This window comes from Fuscovulum ytuae, from assembly GCF_029953595.1.
In the GTDB taxonomy this organism is placed as follows: Bacteria; Pseudomonadota; Alphaproteobacteria; order Rhodobacterales; family Rhodobacteraceae; genus Paragemmobacter; species Paragemmobacter ytuae.
The window spans coordinates 2,247,905-2,273,313 of record NZ_CP124535.1 but is presented as its reverse complement, the minus strand read 5'-3'; the positions used below and the strand labels follow the sequence as shown (position 1 = coordinate 2,273,313).

The window sequence follows — 25,409 nt, the reverse complement described above, 5'->3', positions numbered from 1 at the left end:
TCAAAGGGGGCAGGTCTGGCCTTTGCGGACGGCATTGACTATCTAGGCGGTCATGCAAAAGGAAGTTCGGCAAGTGGACGAGACGCGCGGGCGCATCACGAAGGACGGTATCCGCATCTATGAGGATGCGGATTTCGCAGGCATGGCCGAGGCGGGCCGCGTGGCGGCCGAGATATTGGATATGGTCGGCCCTTTGGTCGTGCCGGGGGCGACGACCGGAGAGATCGATGCCTTCATCACCGAAGAGGTGACGCGGCGCGGCGTGGTTTCGGCGACGATCGGCTATAAGGGCTATCGTCATGCCTCCTGCATCAGCGTGAACCATGTGGTCTGCCATGGCATTCCGGGGGCGAAGATTCCGGGGCGCAGCAGCGATGTGTTGCAGGCGCAGGACATTTTAAACGTGGATGTCACCGTGGTGGTGGATGGCTGGTTCGGCGATTCGAGCCGGATGTATGTGGCGGGGACGGCAAAGCCCTTTGCCCAGCGCCTGATCAATGTCACGTATGAGGCGCTGATGCGCGGGATTGCGGCGGTCAAGCCGGGGAATACCTTTGGCGATATCGGCCATGCGATCCAGTCCTATGTCGAGGCGCAGCGGATGAGCGTGGTGCGTGATTTCTGTGGCCATGGGCTGGGCCGCGTGTTCCACGCGCCGCCCAATGTGCTGCATTACGGACGGGCGGGCAGCGGGCCTGTGCTGGAAGAAGGGATGTTCTTCACCATCGAACCGATGGTGAATCTGGGGCGGCCCGAGACGAAGGTTCTGGCCGATGATTGGACTGCGATCACGCGGGATAAATCGTTGTCGGCGCAGTTCGAGCATTCGGTTGGCGTGACGGCCACGGGCTGTCAGATCTTTACCGCCTCGCCTGCGGGGAAGTTCCATCCAACGCAGTAAGGCAGTTTGTGACGCACAAACTGCGCCGGAATTTGACGCAAATTCCGGGACCGGGCCGTGGGGCGGATTTCTGCGTGCAGAAATCGTTGCGAAGTCTGCGTCAGACTTCGCCCTCGACGGTTGCATCCGTCCCGGGGGCGTGAAAGCTTTGCCCTGACAATGCGAGGTGAGCGATGAAGACCGTATCGGAAAGCCGGGCCTTCGGGGGTGTGCAGGGGGTCTATACCCACCCGTCGGGCATCTGCGATTGCGACATGACCTTTGGGCTGTTCTTGCCCGAACAGGCCGAAGATGGGCCTGTGCCGTTGTTGTGGTTCCTGTCGGGGCTGACCTGCACGCATGAGAATGCGATGGTGAAGGCGGGGGCGCAGCGTTGGGCTGCCGAGGCGGGGATTGCGCTGGTTTTCCCCGATACTTCGCCGCGCGGGGACGGGGTGCCGAACGATCCGGCCTATGACCTTGGGCAGGGGGCGGGGTTCTATGTGAACGCGTCGGAAGAGCCATGGGCGCAGCATTTTCAGATGTGGGATTACATCACGGATGAATTGCCGAATGTGCTGTTTTCCGCCTTCCCCTTGGCCGAGGCGGCGCAGGCGATCACGGGCCATTCGATGGGCGGGCATGGCGCCCTGACCATCGCGATGAGCTTTCCGGGGCGGTTCCGGTCGGTTTCGGCTTTTGCGCCGATTGCCAATCCAGTGGCAAGCGATTGGGGGCGCAAGCAGTTCACCGCCTATCTGGGCGCGGATGAGACGGCATGGGCGGGCTATGACGCGACGCTGATGATGCGGCGCTATGGGTTTGATGGGCCGATGCTGATTGATCAGGGGACGGCGGATCAGTTTCTTGATCTGCTGAAGCCCGAGGCCCTTGCCGAGGCGATGGCGGCCCGGCGGCAGGGCGGCGCGTTCCGCATGCAGAAGGGGTATGACCACAGCTATTTCTTCGTGTCGACCTTCATGGAAGAGCATGTTGCCTTCCATGCGCAGGCCTTGCTGGGCTAGGGCGTGGCGCGGCTGTTTGTCGATGCCGATGCCTGCCCCGTGAAGGAGGAATGCGAGCGCGTGGCGGTGCGGCATCGGGTGCGGATGATCGTGGTTTCCAATGGCGGGATCAGGCCGAGTGCCAATCCCTTGGTGGAAAGCGTTTTCGTGGCATCGGGGCCGGATGAGGCGGATAAGTGGATCGCGGATCAGGCCGGGGCGGGCGATGTGGTGGTGACGGGGGATATTCCCTTGGCGGCGCGCGTGATCGCGGGCGGCGCGGTGGTGGTGAAGCATAACGGCGAAGTGCTGACTGATCGCAATATCGGCAATGTCCTGGCCACGCGCGATCTGATGGCCGATCTGCGCAGCGCGGACCCGTTCCGTCAGGGTGGCGGGCGGCCCTTTTCCAAAGCGGACAGATCGCGCTTCCTTGAGGCACTGGAACGGGTGATGCGGGCGGCTGTCGCGGGCGGGTGACATTCGTCATGCCCATGTCGCGGCGGGAACAGATTTCGCGGGGCGGCGGGCGTTTCCTGCCGCCATCATGACCGATATTTCAAGCCGGGCCACGTTGACCGGCATCCTTCTGGCGATTGGCGGCAGCGCGATGCTGTCGGTCAATGACGTGGCGATCAAGTTCCTGTCGGGCGATTATGCGCTGCATCAGGTGATCCTGATCCGGGCGGGGATCGGGATGATCTTTCTGCTGGGATTGATGCATTTTTCCGGCACGGGGTTTCGGCAGATTCTGACGCGGCGCGGCAAGGACCATCTGATCCGGGTCGGGTTCGTCATGGTGTCGAATGTGACCTATTTTCTTGGTCTGGCAGCGCTACCTTTGGCGGATGCGGTGGCCATCGCCTTTGTGTCGCCCCTGCTGGTGACCGTCCTTTCGGTGATCGTGCTGGGTGAGGCGGTGGGGCCAAGGCGATGGGCGGCGGTGGCCGTGGGGATGCTGGGTGTTCTGGTCATGTTGCGACCGGGGGCGGGGGTGATTCAGCCTGCGGCGATCCTCGTTCTGATATCGGCCTTCTGCTATGCCTCCAGCCATATGATGACGCGGCGGATGAAGGATACGGAAAGCGCGATGACGCTGTCCTTCTATGTGCAATGTGGGTTCATTGTAGTGTCCACCTCTATGGGGCTGGTGGTGGGGGATGGGCATCTGGCCGGGTCTTCGGATGCGTCGCTGGCGTTTTTGTTCCGCACTTGGGTCTGGCCGCCTATGCAGGATTGGCCTTGGTTTTTGGCCACGGGACTGTCGGTGGCGATTGGCGGGCTGATGGTGAGCCAAGCCTATCGGATGCTGGAGGCGGCGCTGGTGGCGCCCTTTGAATATGCCGCGATGCCATTGGCGATTTTCTGGGGGGTGGTGATCTTTGGCACCTATCCTGACCTTACGGCGGCCTTCGGCATTGCGCTGATCTGCGGGGCGGGCCTTTATACGCTTTGGCGCGAGACGGTGCGGCGCAAGAAGGATGTGACGGGTGATCCCAGAAGCGGTGGTCTTTGATATCGGCAATGTGCTCTTGGAGTGGCAGCCGGAGCGGTTTTACGACAGCGTGATCGGAGAGGCGCGGCGCAGGCGGCTGTTCGCCGAAGTCGATCTGGTGGGGATGAATGAGGGCGTCGATCTGGGTGCCCCTTTCGCCGCATCTGTCGAGGGGTTGGCCGAGGCACATCCCGATTGGGCCCCGGAAATCCGGATGTGGCGGGAGCGGTGGTTTGACATTGCGCATCCGCCGATTGATGGGTCGATCCATGTGATGCGGGCCTTGAAGGCGAAGGGCATCCCTGTGCTGGCGCTGACGAATTTCGGGCGTGAGACGTTCGATGCGGCGGTGGAACGTTTGCCCTTTTTGGCGGAATTTGACAGGGCATGGGTCAGCGGGCGGATGGGGGTGATGAAGCCCGATCCGGCGATCTATGCCGCCTTGGAGGCGGAAAGCGGGGTTGCGCCGGGGCGGCTGATCTTTACCGATGACCGGGCAGAGAATATTGCTGCTGCGGCGGCGCGGGGCTGGCAGACCCATCTTTTCGAGGGCTGGGAAGGTTGGGCGATGCGCTTGGTCGCGGTGGGGCTGCTGAACAAGGCGGAGGCGGGGCTGTGACACTGAATTTCGTGCCGTTTGAGGCGGAGCGGGTGCTGACATGGCAAGGGCTGCTTCAGGCCTTTGAAGCGGGGCATCGTTTGCCCAAGCCCGATATCAAGGACCTGTTCGTCTATCGCGGTGGGGACACGGTCCTTGATCGGGCGACATGGATCGATGGTTTGGGGGCATTGGTCAAGGTGGCGACGGTGGTGCCGGGGAATGCGGCGCGGGGCAAACCCACGGTGAATGGTGCGGTCACGTTGTTTGACGATGTGACGGGGGAATTGACGGGGCTGGTGGATTTCCACCTTGTCACCAAATGGAAGACGGCAGGCGATAGCCTGCTGGCGGCGAGCCGTCTGGCGCGGAAGGATGCGCGGCGGTTCCTGCTGGTGGGGGCGGGGAAGGTGGCGCAGTCGATGGTGGAAGCCTATTCGGCCCTTTTCCCGCAGGCGGAATTCACGGTCTGGAGCCGGACGCGCGCCAGTGCCGAGGCGATGGGCCTGCCTGTGGCGGATGATCTTGAGGCGGCGGTGAAAGCGGCGGATGTGATTTGCACAGCGACGATGGCGACCGCGCCCCTGATCAAGGGCGAATGGTTGCAGCCCGGCCAGCATCTGGATTTGATCGGGGCCTATAAGCCGGGAATGCGCGAAGTGGATGATGCGGCGATGGCGCGGGCGCGGGTTTTCGTCGATGCACGGGCCACGACGCTGCACCATATCGGCGAATTGATCGACCCTTTGAAATCCGGCGCGATCACCGAGGCCGATGTTTTGGCGGATTACTATGACCCCCCGGCCGCCTATGTCCGACAGTCTGCACAGGACATCACTATCGCCAAGAATGGGGGTGGCGCGCATCTTGACTTGATGACGGCTGTCTACATCCAGAAGGCTTGGGCCGCTGCTTAGGGTGGGGATGTGGAATAAAGCTTGCCCTAATGGTGCCGTCCTATCGAAATGACCGGACAACCCAGGGATGTGCCGATGACCGAACGTTTCCGCCGCGAGCTTGTGGCACTGGTGCCAAAGCTGCGCCGGTTTGCCTATGCTTTGACAGGCAATCGGCAGGACGGCGATGACCTTGTGCAGGCGGCCTGCGAAAGGGCGTTGCGCAATTTGGTGCATTATCGCGCGGGAACCCGGATGGACAGCTGGATGTATCGGATCATCCAGCGGCTTTGGGCCGAAGATCACCGTCGCGCGCGGCGGTTCGATGATGCGGACCCGGTGGGTCTGGGCGATGAAGAGCGGGATGCAAGCCTGCCGGAGGATCGGATGCGTCAGGCCCGCACGCGGGCGGCAATAGCCGATCTGCCCGACGTGCAGCGCGCGGTGGTGGCGCTGGTGGTGATCGAGGGCCTCAGCTATCGCGAGGCGGCAGATGTGCTTGATTTGCCGGTTGGCGCGGTGATGAGCCGTCTGTCGCATGCGCGCGAGGTGCTTTTGCCGCGTCTGTGCCTTTTGTCGGGCAGGCGTCCATGACGACGGTGATGGACAAGGAAGAACTGGCCGCCTTTGTGGATGGCGAGTTGTCGCCGGACGAGGCCGCGGCTGTTGTGCTCCATCTGGCGGAACATTCCGGTGATCAGGCCCATGTGGATGATCTTTTCGCGATGAATGCCGCGCTGGCCGATGCCTTTGGTGCCCCCGTGAGCGAGCGGGTGCCAGATGCCATTCTGGCGACGATCGACGGTGCGGTGGCGCGGGCGGCGATCCTGCCCTTTCAGTTGCGTCCAGTGGGGGTGGTGGCGGGGCTTGCCATGGCGGCGGCGCTTTCGGCGGCGGTTTTTCTGTTGCGGCATGATGACGGGCCAACGCTGGCCCTTGGCCCGGTGGTGGGTGGATCGGCTTTGGCCGAGGCGCTGGACCTGATGCCGTCGGGTGTGGCCACGGTTCTGCCGGATGGGCGCGAGATGAGGGTGCAGGCCAGTTTCGTGGTCAGGGGCGGCCATTGCCGCGAGGTAGAGGTCATCGATGATCGGCTAGGGCAGATCGAGCTTGCGCTGGTCTGTCTGGAAACGGCGGCGCGGGGCGATGCGGCCGGCTGGCAGGTGGAGGTGGTGCTTCAGGAAGTGCTTGATCCGGGGGTGGCGGCGGATGAGGTGATGACCGGAGGCGCGGCAGATGTGGGGCTTGGCCCCTTCCTGCGCGCGCGGGGCGCGGGGGGCGCGCTGACGCCCGAGGAAGAAGCGTCAGCCATTGCCACGATTTGGGGTCGGTGAGCGGGTATCCTAGGACACGCGGTTGCCCCGGACCCAGACGCCGCGCAGGGCGGCGGCGGGGCCGATGCGGGTGACGCGGATCACATCGGCCCGCGCGCCGATGGCAAGGCGGCCCCGGTCTGGCAGGCCGGCCGCATCGGCGGGGGCGGCGGTCACGGTGGCCACGCCGCGCGCCATATCACCCCAGAGATCGCCCAGTTGCAGCGCCCCTGTCAGCAGCGACGAGGGCACGTAATCCGACGATAGGATGTCGAGAAGCCCGTCTTCGGCCAAGGCCTGCGCCGCGACATTGCCGGAATGGCTGCCGCCGCGGATCAGGTTGGGTGCACCCATCATGATGGCGATGCCGTGGGTGCGGCAGGCTTGCGCTGCCTCAACCGTGGTAGGGAACTCGGCGAAATGTGCGCCATGGGTGGCCGAGCGGGCAACATGGCCAGGATCGGTATCGTCATGGCTGGCCAGCACGGCGCCATAGCGACGGGCGGCCTCTACTGCGGCGGCTTCGTGTTCGGCACCAAGGCGGGCGGAGAGGGATTTCTGGGTGGCGACGTGGATTTCGAATTCGGCTTCGGAAATGCCATGCTTGCCGCAGACATATTTGCGCAATTGCGTCAGGTCGCGGAATTGGCGCTGGCCGGGAGTATGGTCCATCAGGCTGACGATGCCGATCCGGTCATCGGGGCCGAACTTGGCCAATTCCTCGGTCAAGGTTTCGGAGCAGACTTCGGCCCGCAGATGCAAGAAATGGCTGATGCGCAAGGCGTGGCCTGCGCGAAGGTCGAGGATTTCATCGGCCAAGGCACGGGCATATTCGCCGTAATTGGCCTTGGCGTTCGATACCACGGAACCGACGCGCAGCGCATCGAAGACGGTGGTGATGCCGACGGAGGCAAGTTCGGCATCATGCGCAAGGATCGCGGCGGCATGGGGCCAATCGACCTTGGGGCGAGGTTCGATATGGCGTTCTAGGTTGTCGGTATGCAGTTCGATAAGGCCCGGCATCACCAGATCGCCGCCGCAGTCGATCGCGCCTTTCGGGATGCCTTGGCCTTCGCTGATATCGGTGATGATGCCATCCGACAGGCGGATCGTGCCGGAAATCACCCTATCGGGCAGGACAAGCGTGGCATTGGAAAGCAGCGTTTCGTCGGTCATGGTGCGGAAGGGTCCTGTGGTGCGGATTTGGGTCCGGTGGCGTGCCGTGACATGGCTGCGTCACACCTGTGTGACAAAGCGGGGCTAGGCAGGCGGGCATGGATCAAATGAAGCGATACGCCGTCTATTACGCGCCCCCTGAGGGCGATTTCGCCAGCCGTGCGGCGGGTTGGCTTGGCTGGGATGCGGTGCGGGGCGAGATGGTGTCTGGCCCCAAGCCGGAAGGTTTGCCAGATGGTCTTGGCGACATCACCGCCGATCCCCGGAAATACGGCTTTCACGGTACGATCCGCGCGCCATTCCGGCCTGCGGATGGGCTGGACCGACGGGCGGTAGAGGAGGCGGTGGCGGCGCTGGCGGCACGGCTGGCCCCCGTTACCTGCGATGGGTTGGTGCTGGAGAATCTGCAAGGTTTCCTTGCCCTGACGCCCGCAGGGTGCGAGGCGGCGCTGCTGGAACTGGGGGCGGCGGTGGTGGAGGGGACGGATCATCTGCGCGCGCCTCTGACCGAGGCCGAGATCGCGCGGCGCCGGCCTGAACGGCTTTCGCCCCGGCAGCGGGAATTGCTGGCGCGTTGGGGATATCCTTACGTGATGGAGGAGTTCCGGTTCCACCTGACGCTGACCGATCGGCTGGCGGCTGAGGTGGCGGGTCCGGTGGCGGCGGCCTTGGCCGCGTATTTCGCGCCTGTGCTGCCGCGTCCCTTCGAGATCGCAGAGCTGTGCCTGTTCGGCGAAGATGCGGCGGGACGGTTCCATCTGCTGTCGCGTCACGCCTTGACCGGTTGAAGCGCGGCAAGGAAGCGCGCCGCGCCCTGTTCCACGGGGCCATCGTTCAGCACGTCGATCACGTGCAGATTGGCGGGCAGGTCGAAGCTGGGTCTTTGCAGACGGGCGGCGATATCGTCGCGGCTTTCGCGGCCACGGGCGAGCAGGCGGTCCATCAGTACCGACGAGGGGGCCGTGACGCGGATCACGATCAGATCGGGGAAGAGATGCGCCGCAGGCTCTAGTGCGGCGCGGGAGCCGTTGAAGAGGACGTCGCAGCCCGTGTTGCGCTGGTTGATCTGGGCGGCAGGCAGGCCATAGCGCAGGCCATGCGCGCGCCAGTCTAGCGCGAAATCGCCGTTTGCCTTGCGGGTGGCGAAGTCAGCCTCGGTCACGCCATCGAAATCTTCGCCGCCCAATTCGGAGGGGCGTGTGATAACACGGCGAACGATCACGAGATCGGGCCGTGCAGCACGGGCGGCGGCAATCAGCGTGTCCTTGCCCGCGCCCGAGGGGCCGACGACGGCGAAGAGGCGACCTTTGGTCATGCGGCGGCCCCGTTGGCCTTGGGCGTGAAGCTGCCCACATCAACGAAGCGGTCGCAGACCTGCGCCCGTGCGCCTTCGTCGTGGAAGATACCAAGAATGGCGGCACCACGGGCCTTTGCCTCTTGGATCAGCGAAAGAACGACGGCGCGGTTGGCGGCATCAAGGCTGGCGGTGGGTTCGTCAAGGAGGAGGGCAGGGTAGGGATGGGCGAAGCCGCGGGCGATGTTGACGCGCTGCTGTTCACCGCCCGAAAAGGTGGTGGGTGAGAGGGACCAGAGCCGTTCGGGGATATTGAGGCGGGCCAGAAGGTCTGCGGCGCGGGCGCGGGCCTCGGCCAAGGGGGTCCCAAGGACGAGCAGGGGTTCGGCCACCACATCCAGCGTGGGCACGCGCGGGACGACGCGAAGGAACTGGCTGACATAGCCCAATGTGGCGCGGCGCAGCGCAATGATCTGGCGCGGTTCGGCCTGAACCACGTCCAGATCGCCCACCAGGATGCTGCCCGATGCGGCAAGGTAATTGCCCCAGATCATCCGCATCAGTGTGGATTTGCCTGCCCCTGATGCGCCGATGAGGCCGACGCATTCACCGGGGTTCACGGTAAGGTCGGCCCCGCGCATGACGGGCAGGACCGCACCGCCCTGATTGTGAAGGGTGAAGTTCTTGGACAGTTGCGAGACACGGATCATGGGGTGGGTCATGGGATCAGACCTGCAGAACAGAGGAAACGAGAAGCTGGGTATAGGCGTGTTGCGGGTCGTCAAGCACCTGATCGGTCAGGCCCTGTTCCACCACGCGCCCCGATTTCATGACCATCAACCGGTCCGCCAGAAGGCGCACCACGGCAAGGTCATGGGTCACGATGATGGCGGAAAGCCCCATTTCGCGCACCAGACCGCGCAGCAGGTCAAGCAGCCTTGCCTGCACGCTGACATCCAAGCCCCCGGTCGGTTCATCCATGAAGACGAGGCGCGGCCCGGTGACAAGATTGCGCGCAATTTGCAGTCGCTGCTGCATTCCGCCCGAAAAGGCTGTGGGGCGGTCGTCGATGCGTTCGGCGGCAATTTCGACCCGGCCCAGCCAATCGGTCGCACGGGCGCGGATGTCGCCGTAATTGCGGGCACCCACGGCCATCAGCCGTTCACCCACATTGCCGCCGGCAGTCACGCCCATGCGTAGACCGTCACGGGGGTTCTGGTGGACGAAGGCCCAGTCGCTGCGCGCAAGGCGGCGGCGGTCGGCCTCGGCCATTTGCAGGACGTCGCGGGGGCCTTGGTCTGTGGCGAAGATCACCTCGCCCTGATCGGGGCGCAGATGGCCTGCAAGGCAGGAGAGGAGGGTGGACTTGCCCGATCCGCTTTCGCCGACGATGCCCAGCACCTCACCCGGCCAGAGGGTGAAGGAAATGTCGGCGCAGCCGATGCGGGGGCCGTAGCGTTTGGTCAGATTGCGGACGGTGAGGAGGGGGCTGATGGTGTTGACGGGTTGCATCAGGGTCATTCGGCGGCCTCGGTCGCAAGGGGGGAGCCAAGTCGGCCCGCATGGCCCGCCGCGCGGCGGCTGCGGCAATGGTCGGTGTCTGAGCAGACATACATGCGGCTGCCCCGGTCATCTGTGATGACCTCGTCAAGATAGCTGTCTGAAGCACCGCAAAGATCGCAGTCATGCGGGGCTTTTGAGGCTTCGAAAGGGTGGTCTTCGAAATCGAGGCTGACGACATGGGTATAGGGGGGCAACGCATAGATGCGCTGTTCCCGTCCCGCGCCGAAAAGTTGCAGGGCGGGGCTATCGGAAAGTTTCGGGTTGTCGAATTTCGGGATGGGCGACGGGTCCATCACATAGCGCCCCTCGACCTTGACCGGATAGGCATAGGCCGTGGCGATATGGCCGTGGCGGGCGATGTCTTCGTAGAGTTTGACATGCATGAGGCCGTATTCTTCAAGCTCGTGCATTTTGCGCGTCTCCGTCTCACGCGGTTCAAGGAAACGGAGGGGTTCGGGGATCGGCACCTGATAGACGAGGATCTGGTCCTCGGTGAGCGGGTGTTCGGGAATGCGGTGACGGGTCTGGATGACGGTCGCCTCGACCGTGGACTCGGTCGTGGCGATGCCTGCGGTGCGCTGGAAGAATTTGCGGATGGAGACGGCATTGGTCGTGTCATCGGCGCCTTGGTCGATGACCTTTAGGCAGTCTTCGGGCGTCAGGCAGGCGGCGGTGACCTGAACGCCACCGGTGCCCCAGCCATAGGGCATGGGCATCTCGCGGCTGGCAAAGGGGACCTGATAGCCGGGCACGGCGACACCTTTCAGGATGGCGCGGCGGATCATGCGTTTGGTCTGTTCGTCGAGATAGGCGAAGTTATAGGCGCGGTCGGTCATTCGGTGACCCTTTGGGAGAGGTGGCGGAGGAAGAGGGGCAAGGCTGCGCCGGTGAGGTCGGAGGCAGCGGGTCGCAGGATGGTGTAGCCGAGACGTTTAAGGGCGCCGGGTGGCGGGTGGTCCTGCCCTATTCCGGCTGTTTCGGGCTGGATGCAGATGGCGATGCGATGGGCGGGGATGACGAAATCGGCGATCCAAGGCCCGATTGGGGCCTTGCGGCGGATGGACAGGCCATGGAAACGGTGGTTGCGCAAGGCGGCCCAAAGCGCGCGCTCGGGTGCCGTGAGGTCGGCGCGCTGCGCGCGGGCATGAAGGCGCTGAGAGTTCGAGCGATAGGCCGGTATTCTGAAAACCCCCTCCCTAACCCTCCCCCATCCTAGGGGAGGGAAAACAGAAAAAGAGCTTAGCGGTGGGCTTCCTAAGAAAACGTGAAGCGTCCCGCGATTGAGATCCGGCTGTTGCCGCTCCGCCGGAAACGAACGTCGTGACGAGGTGGACCCTGGCTTGAGGAAAAGCCGTGTCAGCGCAAGACGGTCATCCGACCCCGTCATTCCGCCGCCTCCCGCTGCGCCAAGACCTCGGCACGCAGCTTGCGGATAAGTTCCAACTCGCTCTGGAAATCCACGTAATGCGGCAGCTTGATATGTTCCAAAAAGCCCGTCGCCTGCACGTTATCGGCATGCATCAGAACGAATTCCTCATCCTGAGCGGGAGCACCGGTGAAGTCTTCGCCCAACTCCTTCCAGCGCAGGGCGCGATCAACAAGACTCATCGCGATGGATTTGCGTTCGTTCTGGCCGAAGGTCAGGCCATAGCCGCGGGTGAATTGCGGGGGTTCGGTCTTCGATCCCTTGAACTGGTTGACGGTTTCGCATTCCGTCACCTCCACCTCGCCGATGCAGATGGCGAAACCGAGTTCGGGTATATCCATCTCGACCGCGACCATACCGATCCGCAATTCGCCCACGAAGGCATGGGTGCGGCCATAGCCGCGCTGCGTAGAATAGGCGAGTGACAGGATGAACCCCTCATCTCCTCGCGTGATCGCCTGAAGGCGCGTTGCGCGCGAGGCGGGCAGTTCCATCGGTTCGCGTGTCAGGTCGGACGGCGCTGTGTCGTCGGGACGGGCCGCCTCGATCAGCCCATCCTGACCCAGGAAGGTCGTGATGTGAGGAACGGCGCCGGGCTTTGCCGGGACCAGCGGGGCAGTTGGAGCCTCGCCATTCGCCATCAGGGTGAAGTCGAGCAGGCGGTGGGTATAGTCGAAGGTGGGGCCAAGGATCTGGCCCCCCGGCGCGTCTTTGAAGGTGGCGCTGATGCGCCGGGTGACGGCCATCTGCGCGGTGTCCACTGGTTTCGCATAGCCAAGGCGGGGCAGGGTGGTGCGATAGGCGCGGATCAGGAAGACCGCCTCGATCAGATCACCGCGGGCCTGCTTGATCGCCAGCGCGGCGAGGTCGGGGTCATAGAGCGAGCCTTCGGCCATGACGCGGTTGACGGCAAGGCGAAGCTGCTCGCGGATCTGGTCGGTGCCAATCTCGGCCACCTCGGGGTCGCCGCGGCGTTCTTCGGCAAGGAAGGCATGGGCATTGTCGATGGCGCGTTCGCCACCCTTGACGGCGACATACATCAGGCATCCCCTACGATGGTGGATCGGGGCAAGCCGGCGATCAGGTCGCCAGCGGTGAGAAAAGTGTCAAATCCAAGGGGGAAGAGCGCACGATTGGCCCGGAAGGCTGCGGTTTCGGGCAGGGAGAGGCGCACGCTGCCTTTTATACCGGGGCCGGAGAGGCGCGGGCCATCATGGCTGAGCGCGTCGCATTCTACGATCAGGGTGCAGGCGCGGTCTGGATAGTCCGGCTGGCCGATGGCGAAGCGTGTGACGGGGTCAAGTGCGGCCCAGGTGCCGAGGGCGAAGGTCGCCTCCTCTGCCGCTGCGAAAGGCGCGCCGCAGTGGAAGGTGATCCAGTCACGCAAGGTTGGCGTGTCATGCGACGGGGCGAGGAAGACAGAGGTCGTTCGGTCAAGCAGCGTTAGGAGAAGCGTGCCCGCCGCGACAGAAAGCGGCGCGGGCGGTTGCGCACCAGTCAGCGGCACGATGGTGCCGGGGCGCGACAGCGCCGTGAGGCAGGCACGGAAGGCGCGGGCGGCATCTGTCGCCGGATCGGCAAGGCCACCGGACAGGGTATCGGGGGCAATCATGCATCTTCTCCGCGAACGAGAGTGAAGAATTCCACCTTGGTGGCGGCGGCCTTGGCGGCACGGGTCTGCCGAGCCTCTGCCTCTGCCTGAGTCAGAGGGGCGAGGATGGTGTTTTGCAGATCCTTCCCCGCATCCGTTTGCAGCAGCGCATCAAGCGCGGCGGCGCGCAGGGCATGCGCCCTATCGCGGCTCTGCACATAACCATGCCCCACCGTCCCGCAGCGCAGGCGGATTGAGCAGCGCGTCACCGTCATCTCGCCCAGATTGAAGGGGGAACCGGTTGCCCCTGCCCGGCCACGCAGCATCACGGCACCGATTTCGGGGGCGCGCAAAAGATGGTGGTCGGGCAGGGGGTCGGGCATCAGCGCGGCCAGATGTGCGGGTCTGGACCGGGCGAGCAGGCCAAGCCATTCGGGGCGGGCCATGTAAGAAGGGGCTGGGCTAGACATCTGGCGGGACTTGTCCATGATCCTATACAACTATACAAATTACATACATCAACCAAAGAGTCGGCACCACGACGCTTTGGTGAAACTTGTGTAACAGGAGGGGTGGATGGCCCGTTCGGCGCTTTGGCGCGAGATCGCGGTGGCCTTGGAGGCAGAGATCGGGCGGGGCCACTTTCCGCCCGGCGGGCGGCTGCCGACGGAGGCAGAGCTTTCGGCGCGGTTCGGGGTAAATCGGCATACGGTGCGCCATGCTCTGGCCGATATGGCGGCGCGCGGTTTGGTGCATGCGCGGCGTGGGGCAGGGGTCTTTGTCACCGGGCGGGCAGCGGATTATCCGCTGGGGCGGCGGGTGCGGTTCCATCAGGCGGTGACGGCGGCGGGGATGACGCCATCGCGCAAACTGACACGGATCGAAACACGCCGCTCGGATGCCGAAGAGGCCGCGCCCCTGCAGATTGCCCCCGGCGACGCGGTGCATGTGATCGAGGGTGTGTCGATGGCCGATGGCCAGCCCATTGCCTTGTTCCGGTCGGTGTTTCCAGCAGCACCCCTGCCCGATCTGCCCCGTGTCATCGAAGAGACGGGGTCGATCACGGCGGCGCTGGCGGCCTGTGGCGTAGCGGATTACACGCGCGACAGCACGCGCATCACGGCCAAGGCGGCCAAGCCTGTGCAGGCACTTGCCCTGCAGATCCGCGAAGGGGCGCCGGTGCTGCGCAGCGTGGCGGTGAATGTCGATGGCACGGGGCGGCCTGTGGAATACGGCATCACATGGTTTGCCGGGGATCGTGTGACATTGACCGTAGAAGGACGGTGACCTGTCACACCGCCGTTGCAGGCCGAGGTTATCCACAGCCAATTGCAACCCGAAGGTGTTCCCCATGCCGTCCTTCCTGCCTGCGCTTTCCTTGACCGGTGCCGATGTCCTGACGGATCGCGGATTTGCGGACCGTCCGGTGGGCGTGGCCTTGGGTCAGGTCGTCGACGGGGCGGGCCTGCCTGAGGTGGACCTGCGCGGCTACTGGCTTTTGCCGGGAATCGTGGACCTTCATGGCGACGGGTTTGAACGGCAGGTCTTTCCGCGCCCGACGGCATCCTTTCCCCTGACCGTCGCCTTGGCCGCGACCGAGCGGGAGGCGGCTGCGAATGGCGTAACGACGGCCTTCCTTGCCCAAAGCTGGAGCTGGGAAGGCGGCTTTCGTGGACCGGACCATGCTGAGGCCCTGATGGAGGCGGTGCTGCACCACCGCGAGACGGCGGTGGTTGATCTGCGGGTGCAAATCCGGGCCGAGACGCATCTGGTGGAACAGGCATCGCGCCTGATTGCGGCGGTGGAACGGTTTCGTGTGGGCTATGTGATCTTCAATGATCATCTGGAGGAAGGGTTCCAGATGCATCGGTCCAATCCCGATGGTTTTGCCCATTGGGCACGCAAGGCTGGGCTGACGGAAGTGCAGCTTCTGACCCGGATGGAGGCGGCGCGGGCGCGGGCGCGGGATGTGCCGCGCGCCTTGTGCATGCTGGCTGCGGCCTTTGATCGGCTTGGCGTGACCTATGGTAGCCATGATGATCCCGATGCCGAAACGCGCGAGGTTTACCGCATGATCGGGGCGAAGGTGGCAGAGTTCCCCACCGCGCGCAGGGCGGCGGCGGCGGCGCGGGCGGCGGGTGACCCTGTGGTGATGGGCGCGCCGAATGTGGTGCGCGGCGGATCGCAGGCGGGCAATATCGCAGCGGTGGACCTGATCCGCGAAGGGCTGTGCGATGCGCTGGTATCGGATTACCATATTCCGGCGCTGCCATTGGCGGTTTGGGCCCTTGTCGATCAGGGCATCCTGCCTTTGGCTTCCGCGTGGCGGCTGGTATCAAGCGGGCCTGCGCGCATCCTTGGCCTTGCCGATCGGGGCGAGGTGGTGGCTGGGTTGCGGGCCGATCTGGTGGCCGTGAACAAGGATACGCGGGCCATCGAGATGGTGCTGGCGGGTGGGCGCGTTGCGCATCTGTCGGGCGATGCGGCGGCGCGGTTTGCCAGCGCGGCGCAGGTGACGCGGATGGCGGCGGAATAGATCAGCCGCCGTAGCGTTCCAGAAACTCTTCGGCCCTCAGGCTTCGGAAATCTGCCAAGGCTCCACGCAGGCGGGCGTGATCCCAATCCCACCATGCCAGCGCAAGCAGGCGGTCGATGATCTGCGGGGTAAAGCGGCTGCGGATCGGGGCGGCCGGGACGCCTGCCACGATGGCGAAGGGGGCCACGTCACGGGTGACGACAGCGCCAGAGGCGATGATGGCCCCGATGCCAACCGCCACCTCGGGTTTGATAATGGCACCGTGGCCGATCCAGCAATCCGCGCCCAAAGTGGTGCGCCGTGCGGCGCGAGCGGCGAAGAAGGTGGGGTCATCTTCGACATCGTCCCAGTAATAGCTGGAACGGTAGAGGAAATGATGCTGCGCGGCATGGGTGAAGGGGTGATCCGTCGGCCCGATGCGCGTCAGCGCGGCGATGTTGGAAAAGCGGCCGACGGTGGTGTTGGCGATGTCGGCCAACCGGTCGCAATAGGCGTAATCCTCGAAGGTCGTGTTTTGCAGGCGCGACCCTTGTCCGATTTCAACATAGGCGCCGAAGGTGCAGTTCACGGCCTGCACATCGGGATGCAGGAATGGCGTATCGGGGGATAGTTTCGGCATCGCGGTCATTCGCCCTTGATGAGCTTGCGCCGCAGCCAGCCTGAGAAGCTGTCCATCGCCATGACCATCAGGACGATGAGGACCATGTAATAGGCGACCTCTTCCCAATCTTTCTGGGTGATGATGGCCTGCGTCAGCAGCAGACCGATGCCGCCACCAACGATGGCCCCGATGATGGTGGCGCTGCGGGTGTTGGATTCGAGGTAATAGAGAACCTGCGCAAGAATCACGGGCATCAGTTGCGGGATGACGCCAAAGCGCGCGCGCTGCGTTGCGTTCGCGCCGGTGGAGCGGATGCCTTCGACCTGTTTTTCATCGATATTTTCCAATGCCTCGGAGAAGGTCTTACCGAAGCTGCCCGCATCGGTGATGGCGATGGCGATGGCCCCGGTCATCGGCCCCGGCCCAAAGGCGCGCGAGAGGATGATCGTCCAGATCAGACCATCGACACCGCGGACGAAATCGAAGACGCGCCGGATGGTGCCGCGAAAAATGCCCAGTGGCATGAAGTTGCGGGCCGCGATGAAAGACAGGGGCAGGGCCACGATTGCGGCGGCAAAGGTGCCGAGAAAGGCCATCAGCATCGTCTCGAAGATCGCCCAGGCCACATCGCCATGCCGCCACATGCGGTTGGTCCAGAATTCGCCGATCATGTAGCCGATATTCGTGCGGTTCTCGTCGACCCGCTCACCCACCGTGGCAAGCGAGACGAGTTCGACAAAGGATTTGCCGTAGAAGGGGCTGTCGAGGGTGAAGAAGAATAGCTCCCATCCCGGTTCATATTTGAAGGTCTCCACCTTGGACCGGGAAAAGCTGAAGCGTCCGGCATCGGTGGTGACGCCGATGCGGTTCTGCGCCACGCTGATCCAATCGGGGATGGGTTCCGGCGCGGTCATCACCGGACGCCCCCCTTCGGAACGGATGTCGATCGTGCCATAGCCCGGCACGACATAGCGCGCGCCCGCATCGTCATAGGTGACGACATGGCCATTGCCGAGGTCGATGGTGGTGACGCCATCGGCCATGGTCACCCAATCAGGCATCATGCCTTGGGGATAGGTGCCTTTGCCTTCGCCTTCGATGGCGATGGTGACATCGCCTGAACGGTTGTCGCGCGTGACATGGGTCTTGTGCGACCAGAAGTCCGACAGAAGGATCGCCGCATTATCAAAACGCGCGCGCTGCGCGAGGCTGGCGATATCGAAGCTGATGGCCGCATAGATCAGATAGGCGATGATCGCGGCAGGGATGGCCAGCGCGATACGCCGCTTGCGGCGCATGTTCCGCAGGATGGACGGGGCAAGCGTCGGATCGGTCATGGTCATCGTCATGGGTCAGTGCCCCTTTACCAGCTTGTGGCGGAAGTGGTCGGAGATCTGGTCGATCACGACGATGGTGATGAACAGCAGCAGGAAGATTGCCACCACCTCGTCATAGCGGCCCTGCCCCCATTGCATCGCGATTTTCAGGTCGCTGCCGATGCCGCCTTCGCCCACGAAGCCAAGGATGGCGCTGGCGCGGATGTTGATTTCAAAGCGCAAAAGGGCATAGGAGAGCCAGTTCGGCGCGACCTGCGGGATGACGCCCAGCCACATGCGCTGCGACCATGTCGCGCCGACGGAGGCAAGGCCCTCGATGGGTTTTGTGTCCGCGTTTTCAGCGACTTCAGAGAAGAGCTTGCCCAATGCGCCGCCCGTATGCAGGGCGATGGCGATGACGGCGGGGACGGGGCCGCCGCCGAGGATGTAGATCAGGACAAGCGCGATGACGATTTCGGGGATGGCGCGCAGGCCATCCATCATGCGGCGGAAAACCGGGATCAGTCGAGGCCAACGGGCAAGGCCGCGCGTGGCCAGAAGCGACAGGAACATGGCCGCGAGCGCACCCATAAGCGTGGCAACGGCGGCGATGTTGATCGTCTCGATCAGCGACGGGAAATGTTCCCATGCGTAGCCCGCGATATTGGAGCGGTTCGCCCAGGCCTCGGAAAGGACCTCGGCGGGGAAGTCGATCACCTGCGGCAGGCCGGACCAGAAATCGCCCGCATTGCGTTCCTCGGCCAGCATCCAGCCTGAGGCCATGAGAGCGATGAAGAATACCAGAAGGATACCGCCATACATGCGTTTGCGGCGGACCATTTCTAGGTAACTGGTTGAAGATACGGAAAGATCGGGGCGTTTCCCCGGTTCCGGCCCGAATGCGATATCGACCATGAGACCCCCAAAAAAGGACCGGGCCGCCCGATGGGCAGCCCGGTTTTGCGGTGGGAAGGATTACATGCCTTCCTGAAGCTTGCGCGCGGCCAGCACGCCTTCATAGGCGGACAGATCGACCGGGACGAAGTCCTTGGCATCGCCCGCGGCGACGTTGTAGGCGCATTCCGGATCGGTTTCCCACAGGTCGGCGGTCAGGGTGGTGACCTTGTCCTTCACCTCTTGCGGCAGAGCGGAGCGGATGACCATCGGGCCTTCGGGGATCAGCTTCGAGCGCCAGATTTCGACAAGGTTGTTCATATCGACAAGGCCCGCATCGGCGGCGCGGCGGAAGGCGCCGGAATTGTAGCCGTCTTCCCAGTTGCCCAGACCATCAGCCCAGGACACGGCGGCATCGAAGTCGCCGTTATGGACGCCAACGATGGATTGTTCGTGGCCGCCCGACATCTTCACTTCGGAGAAATACTGCTCCAACGGGCCATAGGTTGCGATCAGTTCCGCGCCGGGCACCAGATAGCCGGAGGTGGAGTTCGGGTCGGCGAAGGCAAAGACCTTGCCCTTGGCGTCTTCGATCGAGGTGATGCCCGAGTCGGCACGGGCGAAACCGATGGAGTAGTAGCCAGTGGAGCCGTCGATGTTCTGCTTGGTCAGCTTCAGTTCCACGGCATTCGGGTCGGTCAGGTGGATCTTGGCAAAGGCCGAGGCGCCGAGCCAGGCGTAGTCGATCGTGCCGCCGAGCAGGCCCTGGATCACGCCGTCGTAATCGGCGGGAGCGAAGAGCTTGACCGGGACGCCTAGCGTCTCTTCGATTTTGGCGCGGAAGCATTCCTGATTGGTCAGGCGGTCCTGGGCGTTTTCGCCGCCAAGAATGCCGATGTTGAATTCGGTGATGTCCTGCGCCTGGGCGGCGCCGGCGAGGGTGGTGGTGGCTGCAAGGATGGCAAGCAGGTGCTTCATCGGAACACTCCGTTGAGGAAGCCCCGAAACCCGGGGCGGTTGGAAATCAGTTCAGCATTGCAAGGGCATAGGCGTCGTCGCCCTTGCGCCCGAGCCCGTCGATCGAGGTCGAGGTGGCGGATTCGTTGAAGCTTGCATCCGCGCCGTAGATGTCGCGCGCGACGCCGGTGGTGAGTTGGTCGGGGGTGCCGTCGAAAACCACGCGGCCGTCACGCATGCCGATCACCCGGTCGCAGTAGCGGCGGGCGGTGTCGAGGGTGTGGAGGTTGGCGATGATGAGACGACGGTCTTCGTCGTGGATGCGGCGGAGGGTGTCCATCACCAGCTGGGCATTCATCGGGTCGAGGCTGGCAATGGGTTCATCTGCAAGGATAATTTTCGGATCCTGCATCAGGGCGCGGGCGATGGCGACGCGCTGCTGCTGACCGCCGGACAGGGCCTCGGCCCGTTTGGCGGCCTGTTCGGCGATGCCGAGGCGGTCGAGGATGGCGAGCGCTTTCAGCGTGTCGTCATCGGGCCAGAAGCCGAACATGGTGGAAAGCGTGCCCCGCCGTGCCAGCGTGCCATGCAGGACGTTCGAAACGACATCGGCGCGCGGGACGAGGTTGAACTGTTGGAAGATCATCGCGCATTGGCCCTGCCAGTCGCGCATGGATTTTCCCTGCAAGGACAGGATGTTGCGGCCTTCGAAAAGAAGCTCTCCGGAGGTGGCGTCGGTCAGGCGGTTCATCATCCGGAGGAAGGTGGATTTCCCCGCGCCGGACCGCCCGATGATGCCGATGAAGGCGGGTTTCTCGACGCGGAAACTGACATGGTCGACGGCGGCCTTCTGGCCGAAGAGGCGGGTCACCTGGCGGGCTTCGAGCAGCATCTGTCAGTCCCCTTGTCGCTGGTTGGGGCGGGGATAGCGGGGTGAGGTGACGGAATGGCTGCAGTTTCATGAAAGTTTTCCAACAGAGCGGAAAAGCCATGCGGGCGCTGGGTTTACGGGGCGCGGGGGGCGAAATCCTTTGTGCCCTGTTTTGTGCCGGGTTCTGTGCAGCATTCTGTGGCCACGCGCGCCGGGGTTCCGGATCGTTAAGGTTAACGCGCGTTAAGGGTCGAATCGGGGGGCAGGGCTGTTCGGGATGGTGGCGCGGATGTGGTGCGCGGTGACCTTGGGTCTACTTGGGGCGGGAACGCGCAGCGGAAGCGGGATGGCTGTGGTCGAGACTGTCGGGGGATGGGCCGGATGGCCCATCCTACGGCTTTGCGACCGATCTGGACCGTGGCGCGAGGGAGGTGAGTATTTGGACCAAGGTGAATGGGGGGCAGGGTGAAAGCCCTTGGACCGCAGGATCGGTCTGATGCTGCGGCCCTATTGCGCGCGGGATCGGGTGGCGCCGGGGGCGGCCTACCAGCGGATATGGGCGGGCCAGTGGAAGACCTCATCCGGGTCGGGGAGCGCGGAGCCTGCGAGGGCCATGGTGCGCTGACGCAGCGTGGCGGCGATGGCGCTGCGGTCGAGGGGGGCGAGTTCCTCGGCTGTGATGGGGTTGCCCACACGAACATCGACGGGGCGGCCCATCCGGCGGCGGGTTTCAAAGAAGATCAGCGCGACGCGCAGCGCATAGCTGGAATGGCTGGCGATCTGGAAGAGGCGCGAATTCTGCCCGGGGAAATGCAAGGGCAGGGTGGTGACGCCGGGTTGGGTGGCGAGGCGGCCGACGAAGGGGTGCCATGAGCTGTCGACGGCATGTCCCTTTACGGGGCGGTTCGCCGTGGCGATGCCGCCTGCGGGGAAAATCGCCACGACCTTGCCCGCCGCGAGAAGCGCCGTGGCGCGGCGGCGGGTTTCGCTGGTGAGGCGGCGGGCTTCGGGCGTGCCTGCGAAATCGACGGGAAGAAGGTGGGGGTCCACCTCGGGCACGCGGCAGAGGAGGCTGTTGGTCAGGATATGGACATTGCCGCGCAACTCCATCCCCAGACGGCCCAAGGCGAGGCCGTCAACGATGCCGAAGGGATGGTTGGCGATGAGGAGCAGCCCGCCTTCGCGCGGGAGGGCGTCAAGGTTTTCGGCCCCTGCGATGCGGGGGCGGATGTCGAGGAGGCGGAGCGCGGCCTCGAACACCGATTCACCGGGGCGTTTGCCATGCGCGGCCCAATCGGCATAGAGCCGTTGCAGGCGGGCGCGGCCCGTGGCGCGTTCGAAGGCGCGGATCAGCGTGCGGCGCAGAAGCGGCTGGTCGGGATGGGAATAGGTAAAGGCGACGGTCTGCGGGGCGGGGGCGTCTTCGGGCAGGAAGTCGGTATACATGGCCGGGCCTTTCCTTGAGCGGGGGTCTAGACGGCGGGTTCGGGATGCGGTTGGCGGGCGGTTGGCAGGGCGGAATAGCCCGCGCGGCCCGCGACCCAAGTACGCAAGGGGGCGGGGGGGCCGCCTTCGGGCCAGTCGATCAGGAGAAGGTCGGCGCGCAGGCCCGGCGCGATGCGGCCCCTGTCGGTCAGGCCCATGGCAAGGGCGGGATTGGCGGCGACCAGTTGCCAGAGGGCGGGGAGGGGGGCGATGTTGTCGGCATGCAGCCGGACCATCGCGCCCAGCATGGCGGGATAGTAGTAATCGGAAGCGAGGATGTCGCAGAGACCACGGGCGATCATCTCGGCCGCGCTGGGGCTGCCCAAGTGGCTGCCGCCGCGCATGGCGTTTGGGGCGCCAAGGACGATGGCATCGCCTGCGGCGCGGGCGGCGTGGAAGACGCGGTCATGCATCGGGAATTCGGCCACGCGCGCACCCAAGGCGCGGTAATGGTCGCGGGTTTCGACCTGCGTGTCGTCATGCGAGAGCATGGGCACGCCCGCGCGGCGGGCCATGGCGGCGATGCGGTTGATATCGGCCGGGACGGCCGGGCGGCGGGACCAGATGCGAGTGATGAGGTCCACGAATTCGGCGGGTGACATATGGGCGCGTTTCGCGCGGTCGGAGAGTTTCGCGGCGAAGGCAGGGCTGGCGAGATCGGTCACCGGATAATCGGGGACATGGTCGAAGGGGCGGTCGTGGATGGGGATGGAAGGGTGGAGGAGGGCGCTTGTCGTATGATCGTTGAAGGCGAGCGCGGGGCGGTCTGCGCCTTGCAGGACATGGGCGATGAGGGGTTCCGCCTCGGGGCAGAAGGTTTCCCAGCGCAGTTGGATGCGGTTGTCGGCGGTGAGGCGGGAGCGCAGGTCTTCGAGTGCGCGGACGATGCGCCAGCCTGTATCGACGGAGCGCAGGCCCGGTTCCCATGAGAGGGTGAGGGCGTGGTAGGCGGTCGCGATGCCGTTGGCCGCAAGTTGGCGGTCGGTTTCCAGAAGCGCCGCAGGGATCGGGACGGCGACGCCGGGGCGGGGCATGACCTGCCGTTCGAAAGCATCGCCGTGGATATCGACAAAGGCAGGGGCGAGGAGGAGGCCGCGGGCCTTGATCACCGTCGCGCCATCGCGGGCGACGTCGATGCCGGTGATCCGGCCATCTTCGATGCGGACGGAGCCGGTGACGATGCGGTCATCGAGAAGGAGGCTTGCGCCTTCGATATATTCGGCGGTCATTTCAGGCGTTCCGCAAGAAGGTGCCAGTGCCACGAGCCGGGCTTTTCATGGGGCCGGTCGAAGAGGGTGACCACTTCGAAGCCCCAGAGGAGGGACAGGAGTTCGGGGGCGGTGCAGAAGTAATGGGGGTGGACCTTGTCGCCGGGGCCTTCGAAGACCCATGTGTTGCGGCTGATCTCGCGCCCCTTGGCCTTGGCTTGTTCGACGGGCAGGCGGCGGGCCGACAGCATGGTGGCCATGAAACTGCCGCCGGGGCGGGTGACGCGGGCGACTTCGGCCATGGTGCGGCGGACGATGGTTTCGTCGCCGTGGTAGATGACATTCCAGGCGAGGACGTGGTCGAAGGTGGCGTCTGGGAAGGGCAGGTCGGTCATCGGCCCGTGATGGGTGGCGATGGTCAGGCCTTCGGCGAAGGCGGCGGCGGCGATGGCGGCGGTGGCGGCCTCGGCCGCGTCAAGCGCGGTGACGTGGTGGCCGGCGCGGGCAAAGGCCAGCGCATGGCGGCCGATTCCGGCACCAAGGTCGAGGATGCGGGAGCCGGGGGGCAGGGAGGCGGCGTGTTCGGTGACCCAAGGTTCGGCCTGCGCCCAAGGCGAGGTGCCGTCGGCCTTTTGCCATTCGCGGTTCCAGTAGAGATGGGCGGTGTCGGTGGTCATGTCGTTCATATCAATTTCCTGCGAATCCAGCCGGAGCCCTGTTCGACTGCGATCACGAGGGCCAAAAGGAGGAGGATGATCGCGAGGGCTTCGTCGTAGTTGAAAAGGTCGAAGGCCACCTTGAGGTCGACCCCGATGCCGCCTGCGCCGACAAGGCCGAGTGCTGCCGATCCACGCACGGCCTTTTCCAGCGCGAAGAGCGAGGTGGCGGTGAAGGAGGGCAGGCAGGCGGGAAAGACGGAAGAGACGATGATCCCCATGCGCGAGGCGCCGATGGCGCGGAGCGCGTCTTGTGGGCCGGGGTCGGTTTCCTCCATCGCTTCGGCGAAGAAGCGGCCTGCGAAGCCGATCTTGTCGATCATGATCGCCATGACGCCTGCCGCAGGCCCCAGCCCCACGATGATGATGAAGACGATGGCCCAGACGAGATCGGGCACCGTGCGGAAAAGCGCGATGAGGGAGCGCGCGACGAAGCGCACCACGGGGTGGGGCGAGAGGCGATCGGTGGCGAGGATGGCGAAGGGGATGGCGAAGAGAAGGCCCAGCGCACAGCCCGCGACCGCCATTTGCAGCGTTTCGAGCAGTTTCCATCCGATCGGCACGATGCGCGTGAAATCGGGCGGGAACATCTGCATCAGAAGGCCCGAGGGTGCGAAAAGGCGGGCGATGCCATTGCCCAAGGCCTGCGCCGAGGGGGCGGTGGCGGCGAGGGAGGACAGCACCAGCGCCAGCACCAGAAGGAGGCCCAGATATTCGGCAAGGCTACGGTGTTGGAAACGGGGCGGGGCGGGAAGGGCGGTCATGCGTGATCCCCGTGATCGAAGAAGCGGCGCAGGCCTTCGGCATCGGCCCGGGCCGTGGGCAGATCGAGCGCGATGCGCCCCGCTTGCAGGCCAAGGATGCGGTCGGAGAAGGCCAAGGTGTGTTCAAGGCGGTGCGAGATCACCAGAAGCGACAGGCCGTCGGCGCGCACGAGGTTGAGGAGGAGGGACATCACCTCTTCCCCCGTCTGGGGGTCGAGGCTGGCATCAGGTTCATCGGCAAGGATGAAGGCGGGGCGCTGCATCAGCATGCGCGCGATGGCGATGCGTTGCTGCTGGCCACCGGAGAGGCTGTCGACGCGGGCAGAGGCGCGGTCGGCAAGGCCTACGCGGGCGAGGCAGGCCATCGCCTCGGCGCGCACATCGGCGGGGGCGAGGGATTGGAACCATGCGCGGGGGCCGGACAGGCGGGATTGCACGCCGTGGATCACGTTCGACAGCGCCGAAAGGCGCGGCACGAGGTTGTGCTTTTGCCAGACGATGCCCACTTGGGCGCGAAAGCGGCGCAAGGCGGCGGGGGACAGGGCGCGGATGTCCTGGCCCAGCATCTCGATCCGGCCTTGGCTGGGTTCGGTCAGGCGGATGAGGCATTTCAGAAGGGTGGATTTGCCCGATCCATTGGCCCCGATCAGGGCGGTGGATTGGCCGGGGGCCAGCGCGAAATCGAGGCCCTGAAGGATGGGGCGGCCATCGGCATAGGCCTTGGTCAGGCCGGAGACGCGAAGAACCGGCCCCACTTCTGTGGAGCCGGTGGCCGTGCGGGCCGGAAGGAGGGGTGCGTTCATCGGCCCGTGTGTCCTGTGCCGA

Annotated in this window: 30 protein-coding genes; 11 read left to right on the top strand and 19 right to left on the bottom strand. The window is 64.7% G+C overall.

All coding sequences use genetic code 11. The features are described from left to right. Nucleotides 1-52: 52 nt before the first annotated feature. The 8 genes from map to QF092_RS11030 all read left to right on the top strand — a co-directional run bounded on the left by map (nt 53) and on the right by QF092_RS11030 (nt 6,207). Nucleotides 53-901 (top strand): type I methionyl aminopeptidase, encoded by an 849-nt coding sequence (gene map / locus QF092_RS11065; RefSeq protein ID WP_281463957.1) that lies wholly within the window; start codon nt 53-55, stop codon nt 899-901. Nucleotides 902-1,074: 173 nt separating this feature from the next. After that, on the top strand, nt 1,075-1,905 hold the full coding sequence (fghA, locus tag QF092_RS11060; protein WP_281463956.1) for an S-formylglutathione hydrolase: 831 nt from the start codon (nt 1,075-1,077) through the stop codon (nt 1,903-1,905). 3 nt (nt 1,906-1,908) lie between these two features. Beyond that, nucleotides 1,909-2,364 (top strand): YaiI/YqxD family protein, encoded by a 456-nt coding sequence (locus QF092_RS11055; protein ID WP_281463955.1) that lies wholly within the window; start codon nt 1,909-1,911, stop codon nt 2,362-2,364. Nucleotides 2,365-2,431: 67 nt separating this feature from the next. Continuing rightward, nucleotides 2,432-3,400: a DMT family transporter gene (locus QF092_RS11050; protein ID WP_281463954.1), complete on the top strand. Its 969-nt coding sequence runs from the start codon at nt 2,432-2,434 to the stop codon at nt 3,398-3,400. Next, nucleotides 3,375-3,998 carry an HAD-IA family hydrolase gene (locus tag QF092_RS11045; protein ID WP_281463953.1) on the top strand — a complete coding sequence of 208 codons (624 nt, stop codon included), beginning with the start codon at nt 3,375-3,377 and terminating at the stop codon, nt 3,996-3,998. The genes QF092_RS11050 and QF092_RS11045 overlap by 26 nt, the downstream gene beginning before the upstream one ends. After that, nucleotides 3,995-4,894 carry an ornithine cyclodeaminase family protein gene (locus tag QF092_RS11040; RefSeq protein WP_281463952.1) on the top strand — a complete coding sequence of 300 codons (900 nt, stop codon included), beginning with the start codon at nt 3,995-3,997 and terminating at the stop codon, nt 4,892-4,894. Before QF092_RS11045 ends, QF092_RS11040 begins: the two co-directional genes overlap by 4 nt. A gap of 75 nt (nt 4,895-4,969) precedes the next feature. Then, nucleotides 4,970-5,467: an RNA polymerase sigma factor gene (locus QF092_RS11035; RefSeq protein WP_281463951.1), complete on the top strand. Its 498-nt coding sequence runs from the start codon at nt 4,970-4,972 to the stop codon at nt 5,465-5,467. Further along, nucleotides 5,464-6,207 (top strand): anti-sigma factor family protein, encoded by a 744-nt coding sequence (locus QF092_RS11030; RefSeq protein ID WP_281463950.1) that lies wholly within the window; start codon nt 5,464-5,466, stop codon nt 6,205-6,207. Before QF092_RS11035 ends, QF092_RS11030 begins: the two co-directional genes overlap by 4 nt. 9 nt (nt 6,208-6,216) lie before the next feature. Here the strand turns inward: QF092_RS11030 and QF092_RS11025 are convergent, their stop codons facing one another. Continuing rightward, complete coding sequence (locus tag QF092_RS11025) at nt 6,217-7,362, bottom strand: alpha-D-ribose 1-methylphosphonate 5-triphosphate diphosphatase (protein ID WP_281463949.1); 1,146 nt, start codon at nt 7,360-7,362, stop codon at nt 6,217-6,219. 107 nt (nt 7,363-7,469) lie between these two features. Here QF092_RS11025 and QF092_RS11020 point away from each other — a divergent pair, with 107 nt between their 5' ends. Then, nucleotides 7,470-8,150 carry a DUF1045 domain-containing protein gene (locus tag QF092_RS11020; RefSeq protein ID WP_337250640.1) on the top strand — a complete coding sequence of 227 codons (681 nt, stop codon included), beginning with the start codon at nt 7,470-7,472 and terminating at the stop codon, nt 8,148-8,150. On the opposite strand, the gene phnN is transcribed toward QF092_RS11020, so the two are convergent. The 8 genes from phnN to phnG are packed head-to-tail and all read right to left on the bottom strand — an operon-like array spanning nt 8,132 to nt 13,682. Then, nucleotides 8,132-8,677 carry a phosphonate metabolism protein/1,5-bisphosphokinase (PRPP-forming) PhnN gene (gene phnN / locus QF092_RS11015; protein WP_281463947.1) on the bottom strand — a complete coding sequence of 182 codons (546 nt, stop codon included), beginning with the start codon at nt 8,675-8,677 and terminating at the stop codon, nt 8,132-8,134. The two genes, QF092_RS11020 and phnN, sit on opposite strands and share 19 nt — an antisense overlap. Then, nucleotides 8,674-9,366 (bottom strand): phosphonate C-P lyase system protein PhnL, encoded by a 693-nt coding sequence (phnL, locus tag QF092_RS11010; protein WP_281469937.1) that lies wholly within the window; start codon nt 9,364-9,366, stop codon nt 8,674-8,676. The genes phnN and phnL overlap by 4 nt, the downstream gene beginning before the upstream one ends. Nucleotides 9,367-9,382: 16 nt before the next feature. After that, a complete protein-coding gene (gene phnK, locus QF092_RS11005) occupies nt 9,383-10,150 on the bottom strand; it encodes a phosphonate C-P lyase system protein PhnK (protein WP_281469935.1) in 768 nt (255 codons plus the stop codon). 23 nt (nt 10,151-10,173) lie between these two features. Beyond that, nucleotides 10,174-11,055, bottom strand: coding sequence for an alpha-D-ribose 1-methylphosphonate 5-phosphate C-P-lyase PhnJ (locus QF092_RS11000; protein WP_281463946.1), 882 nt, complete (start codon nt 11,053-11,055; stop codon nt 10,174-10,176). Further along, a complete protein-coding gene (locus tag QF092_RS10995; RefSeq protein ID WP_281463945.1) occupies nt 11,052-11,606 on the bottom strand; it encodes a DUF559 domain-containing protein in 555 nt (184 codons plus the stop codon). The genes QF092_RS11000 and QF092_RS10995 overlap by 4 nt, the downstream gene beginning before the upstream one ends. Next, the gene (locus tag QF092_RS10990) at nt 11,603-12,685 is read right to left on the bottom strand and encodes a carbon-phosphorus lyase complex subunit (RefSeq protein WP_281463944.1); all 1,083 of its coding nucleotides are present in this window, start codon (nt 12,683-12,685) and stop codon (nt 11,603-11,605) included. The genes QF092_RS10995 and QF092_RS10990 overlap by 4 nt, the downstream gene beginning before the upstream one ends. Continuing rightward, a complete protein-coding gene (gene phnH, locus QF092_RS10985) occupies nt 12,685-13,257 on the bottom strand; it encodes a phosphonate C-P lyase system protein PhnH (RefSeq protein WP_337250639.1) in 573 nt (190 codons plus the stop codon). The genes QF092_RS10990 and phnH overlap by 1 nt, the downstream gene beginning before the upstream one ends. Continuing rightward, nucleotides 13,254-13,682, bottom strand: a complete 429-nt coding sequence (gene phnG, locus QF092_RS10980) for a phosphonate C-P lyase system protein PhnG (RefSeq protein WP_281463943.1) — start codon at nt 13,680-13,682, stop codon at nt 13,254-13,256. Before phnG ends, phnH begins: the two co-directional genes overlap by 4 nt. A gap of 130 nt (nt 13,683-13,812) precedes the next feature. Here phnG and phnF point away from each other — a divergent pair, with 130 nt between their 5' ends. After that, nucleotides 13,813-14,523: a phosphonate metabolism transcriptional regulator PhnF gene (phnF, locus tag QF092_RS10975; RefSeq protein ID WP_281463942.1), complete on the top strand. Its 711-nt coding sequence runs from the start codon at nt 13,813-13,815 to the stop codon at nt 14,521-14,523. 64 nt (nt 14,524-14,587) lie between these two features. Then, nucleotides 14,588-15,772, top strand: coding sequence for an alpha-D-ribose 1-methylphosphonate 5-triphosphate diphosphatase (locus QF092_RS10970; protein ID WP_281463941.1), 1,185 nt, complete (start codon nt 14,588-14,590; stop codon nt 15,770-15,772). A gap of 1 nt (nt 15,773) precedes the next feature. Here the strand turns inward: QF092_RS10970 and QF092_RS10965 are convergent, their stop codons facing one another. The 10 genes from QF092_RS10965 to QF092_RS10920 all read right to left on the bottom strand — a co-directional run bounded on the left by QF092_RS10965 (nt 15,774) and on the right by QF092_RS10920 (nt 25,387). Further along, on the bottom strand, nt 15,774-16,391 hold the full coding sequence (locus QF092_RS10965) for an LbetaH domain-containing protein (protein WP_281463940.1): 618 nt from the start codon (nt 16,389-16,391) through the stop codon (nt 15,774-15,776). Between the two features lie 5 nt (nt 16,392-16,396). Further along, nucleotides 16,397-17,722 (bottom strand): phosphonate ABC transporter, permease protein PhnE, encoded by a 1,326-nt coding sequence (gene phnE, locus QF092_RS10960; RefSeq protein ID WP_281463939.1) that lies wholly within the window; start codon nt 17,720-17,722, stop codon nt 16,397-16,399. A 3-nt stretch (nt 17,723-17,725) separates the two neighbouring features. Then, nucleotides 17,726-18,604 carry a phosphonate ABC transporter, permease protein PhnE gene (gene phnE, locus QF092_RS10955; RefSeq protein WP_420026455.1) on the bottom strand — a complete coding sequence of 293 codons (879 nt, stop codon included), beginning with the start codon at nt 18,602-18,604 and terminating at the stop codon, nt 17,726-17,728. Between the two features lie 60 nt (nt 18,605-18,664). Beyond that, on the bottom strand, nt 18,665-19,561 hold the full coding sequence (phnD, locus tag QF092_RS10950) for a phosphonate ABC transporter substrate-binding protein (protein WP_281463938.1): 897 nt from the start codon (nt 19,559-19,561) through the stop codon (nt 18,665-18,667). 46 nt (nt 19,562-19,607) lie between these two features. Continuing rightward, the gene (phnC, locus tag QF092_RS10945) at nt 19,608-20,432 is read right to left on the bottom strand and encodes a phosphonate ABC transporter ATP-binding protein (protein ID WP_420026454.1); all 825 of its coding nucleotides are present in this window, start codon (nt 20,430-20,432) and stop codon (nt 19,608-19,610) included. Between the two features lie 522 nt (nt 20,433-20,954). Beyond that, nucleotides 20,955-21,857: a lysophospholipid acyltransferase family protein gene (locus QF092_RS10940; protein ID WP_281463937.1), complete on the bottom strand. Its 903-nt coding sequence runs from the start codon at nt 21,855-21,857 to the stop codon at nt 20,955-20,957. A gap of 26 nt (nt 21,858-21,883) precedes the next feature. Then, nucleotides 21,884-23,125, bottom strand: coding sequence for an alpha-D-ribose 1-methylphosphonate 5-triphosphate diphosphatase (locus QF092_RS10935; RefSeq protein WP_281463936.1), 1,242 nt, complete (start codon nt 23,123-23,125; stop codon nt 21,884-21,886). Further along, nucleotides 23,122-23,790 (bottom strand): class I SAM-dependent methyltransferase, encoded by a 669-nt coding sequence (locus QF092_RS10930; protein ID WP_281463935.1) that lies wholly within the window; start codon nt 23,788-23,790, stop codon nt 23,122-23,124. Before QF092_RS10930 ends, QF092_RS10935 begins: the two co-directional genes overlap by 4 nt. Further along, nucleotides 23,787-24,584, bottom strand: coding sequence for a phosphonate ABC transporter, permease protein PhnE (gene phnE, locus QF092_RS10925; RefSeq protein WP_281463934.1), 798 nt, complete (start codon nt 24,582-24,584; stop codon nt 23,787-23,789). Before phnE (QF092_RS10925) ends, QF092_RS10930 begins: the two co-directional genes overlap by 4 nt. Continuing rightward, complete coding sequence (locus QF092_RS10920; protein WP_281463933.1) at nt 24,581-25,387, bottom strand: phosphonate ABC transporter ATP-binding protein; 807 nt, start codon at nt 25,385-25,387, stop codon at nt 24,581-24,583. Before QF092_RS10920 ends, phnE (QF092_RS10925) begins: the two co-directional genes overlap by 4 nt. Between the last annotated feature and the right edge of the window lie 22 nt (nt 25,388-25,409).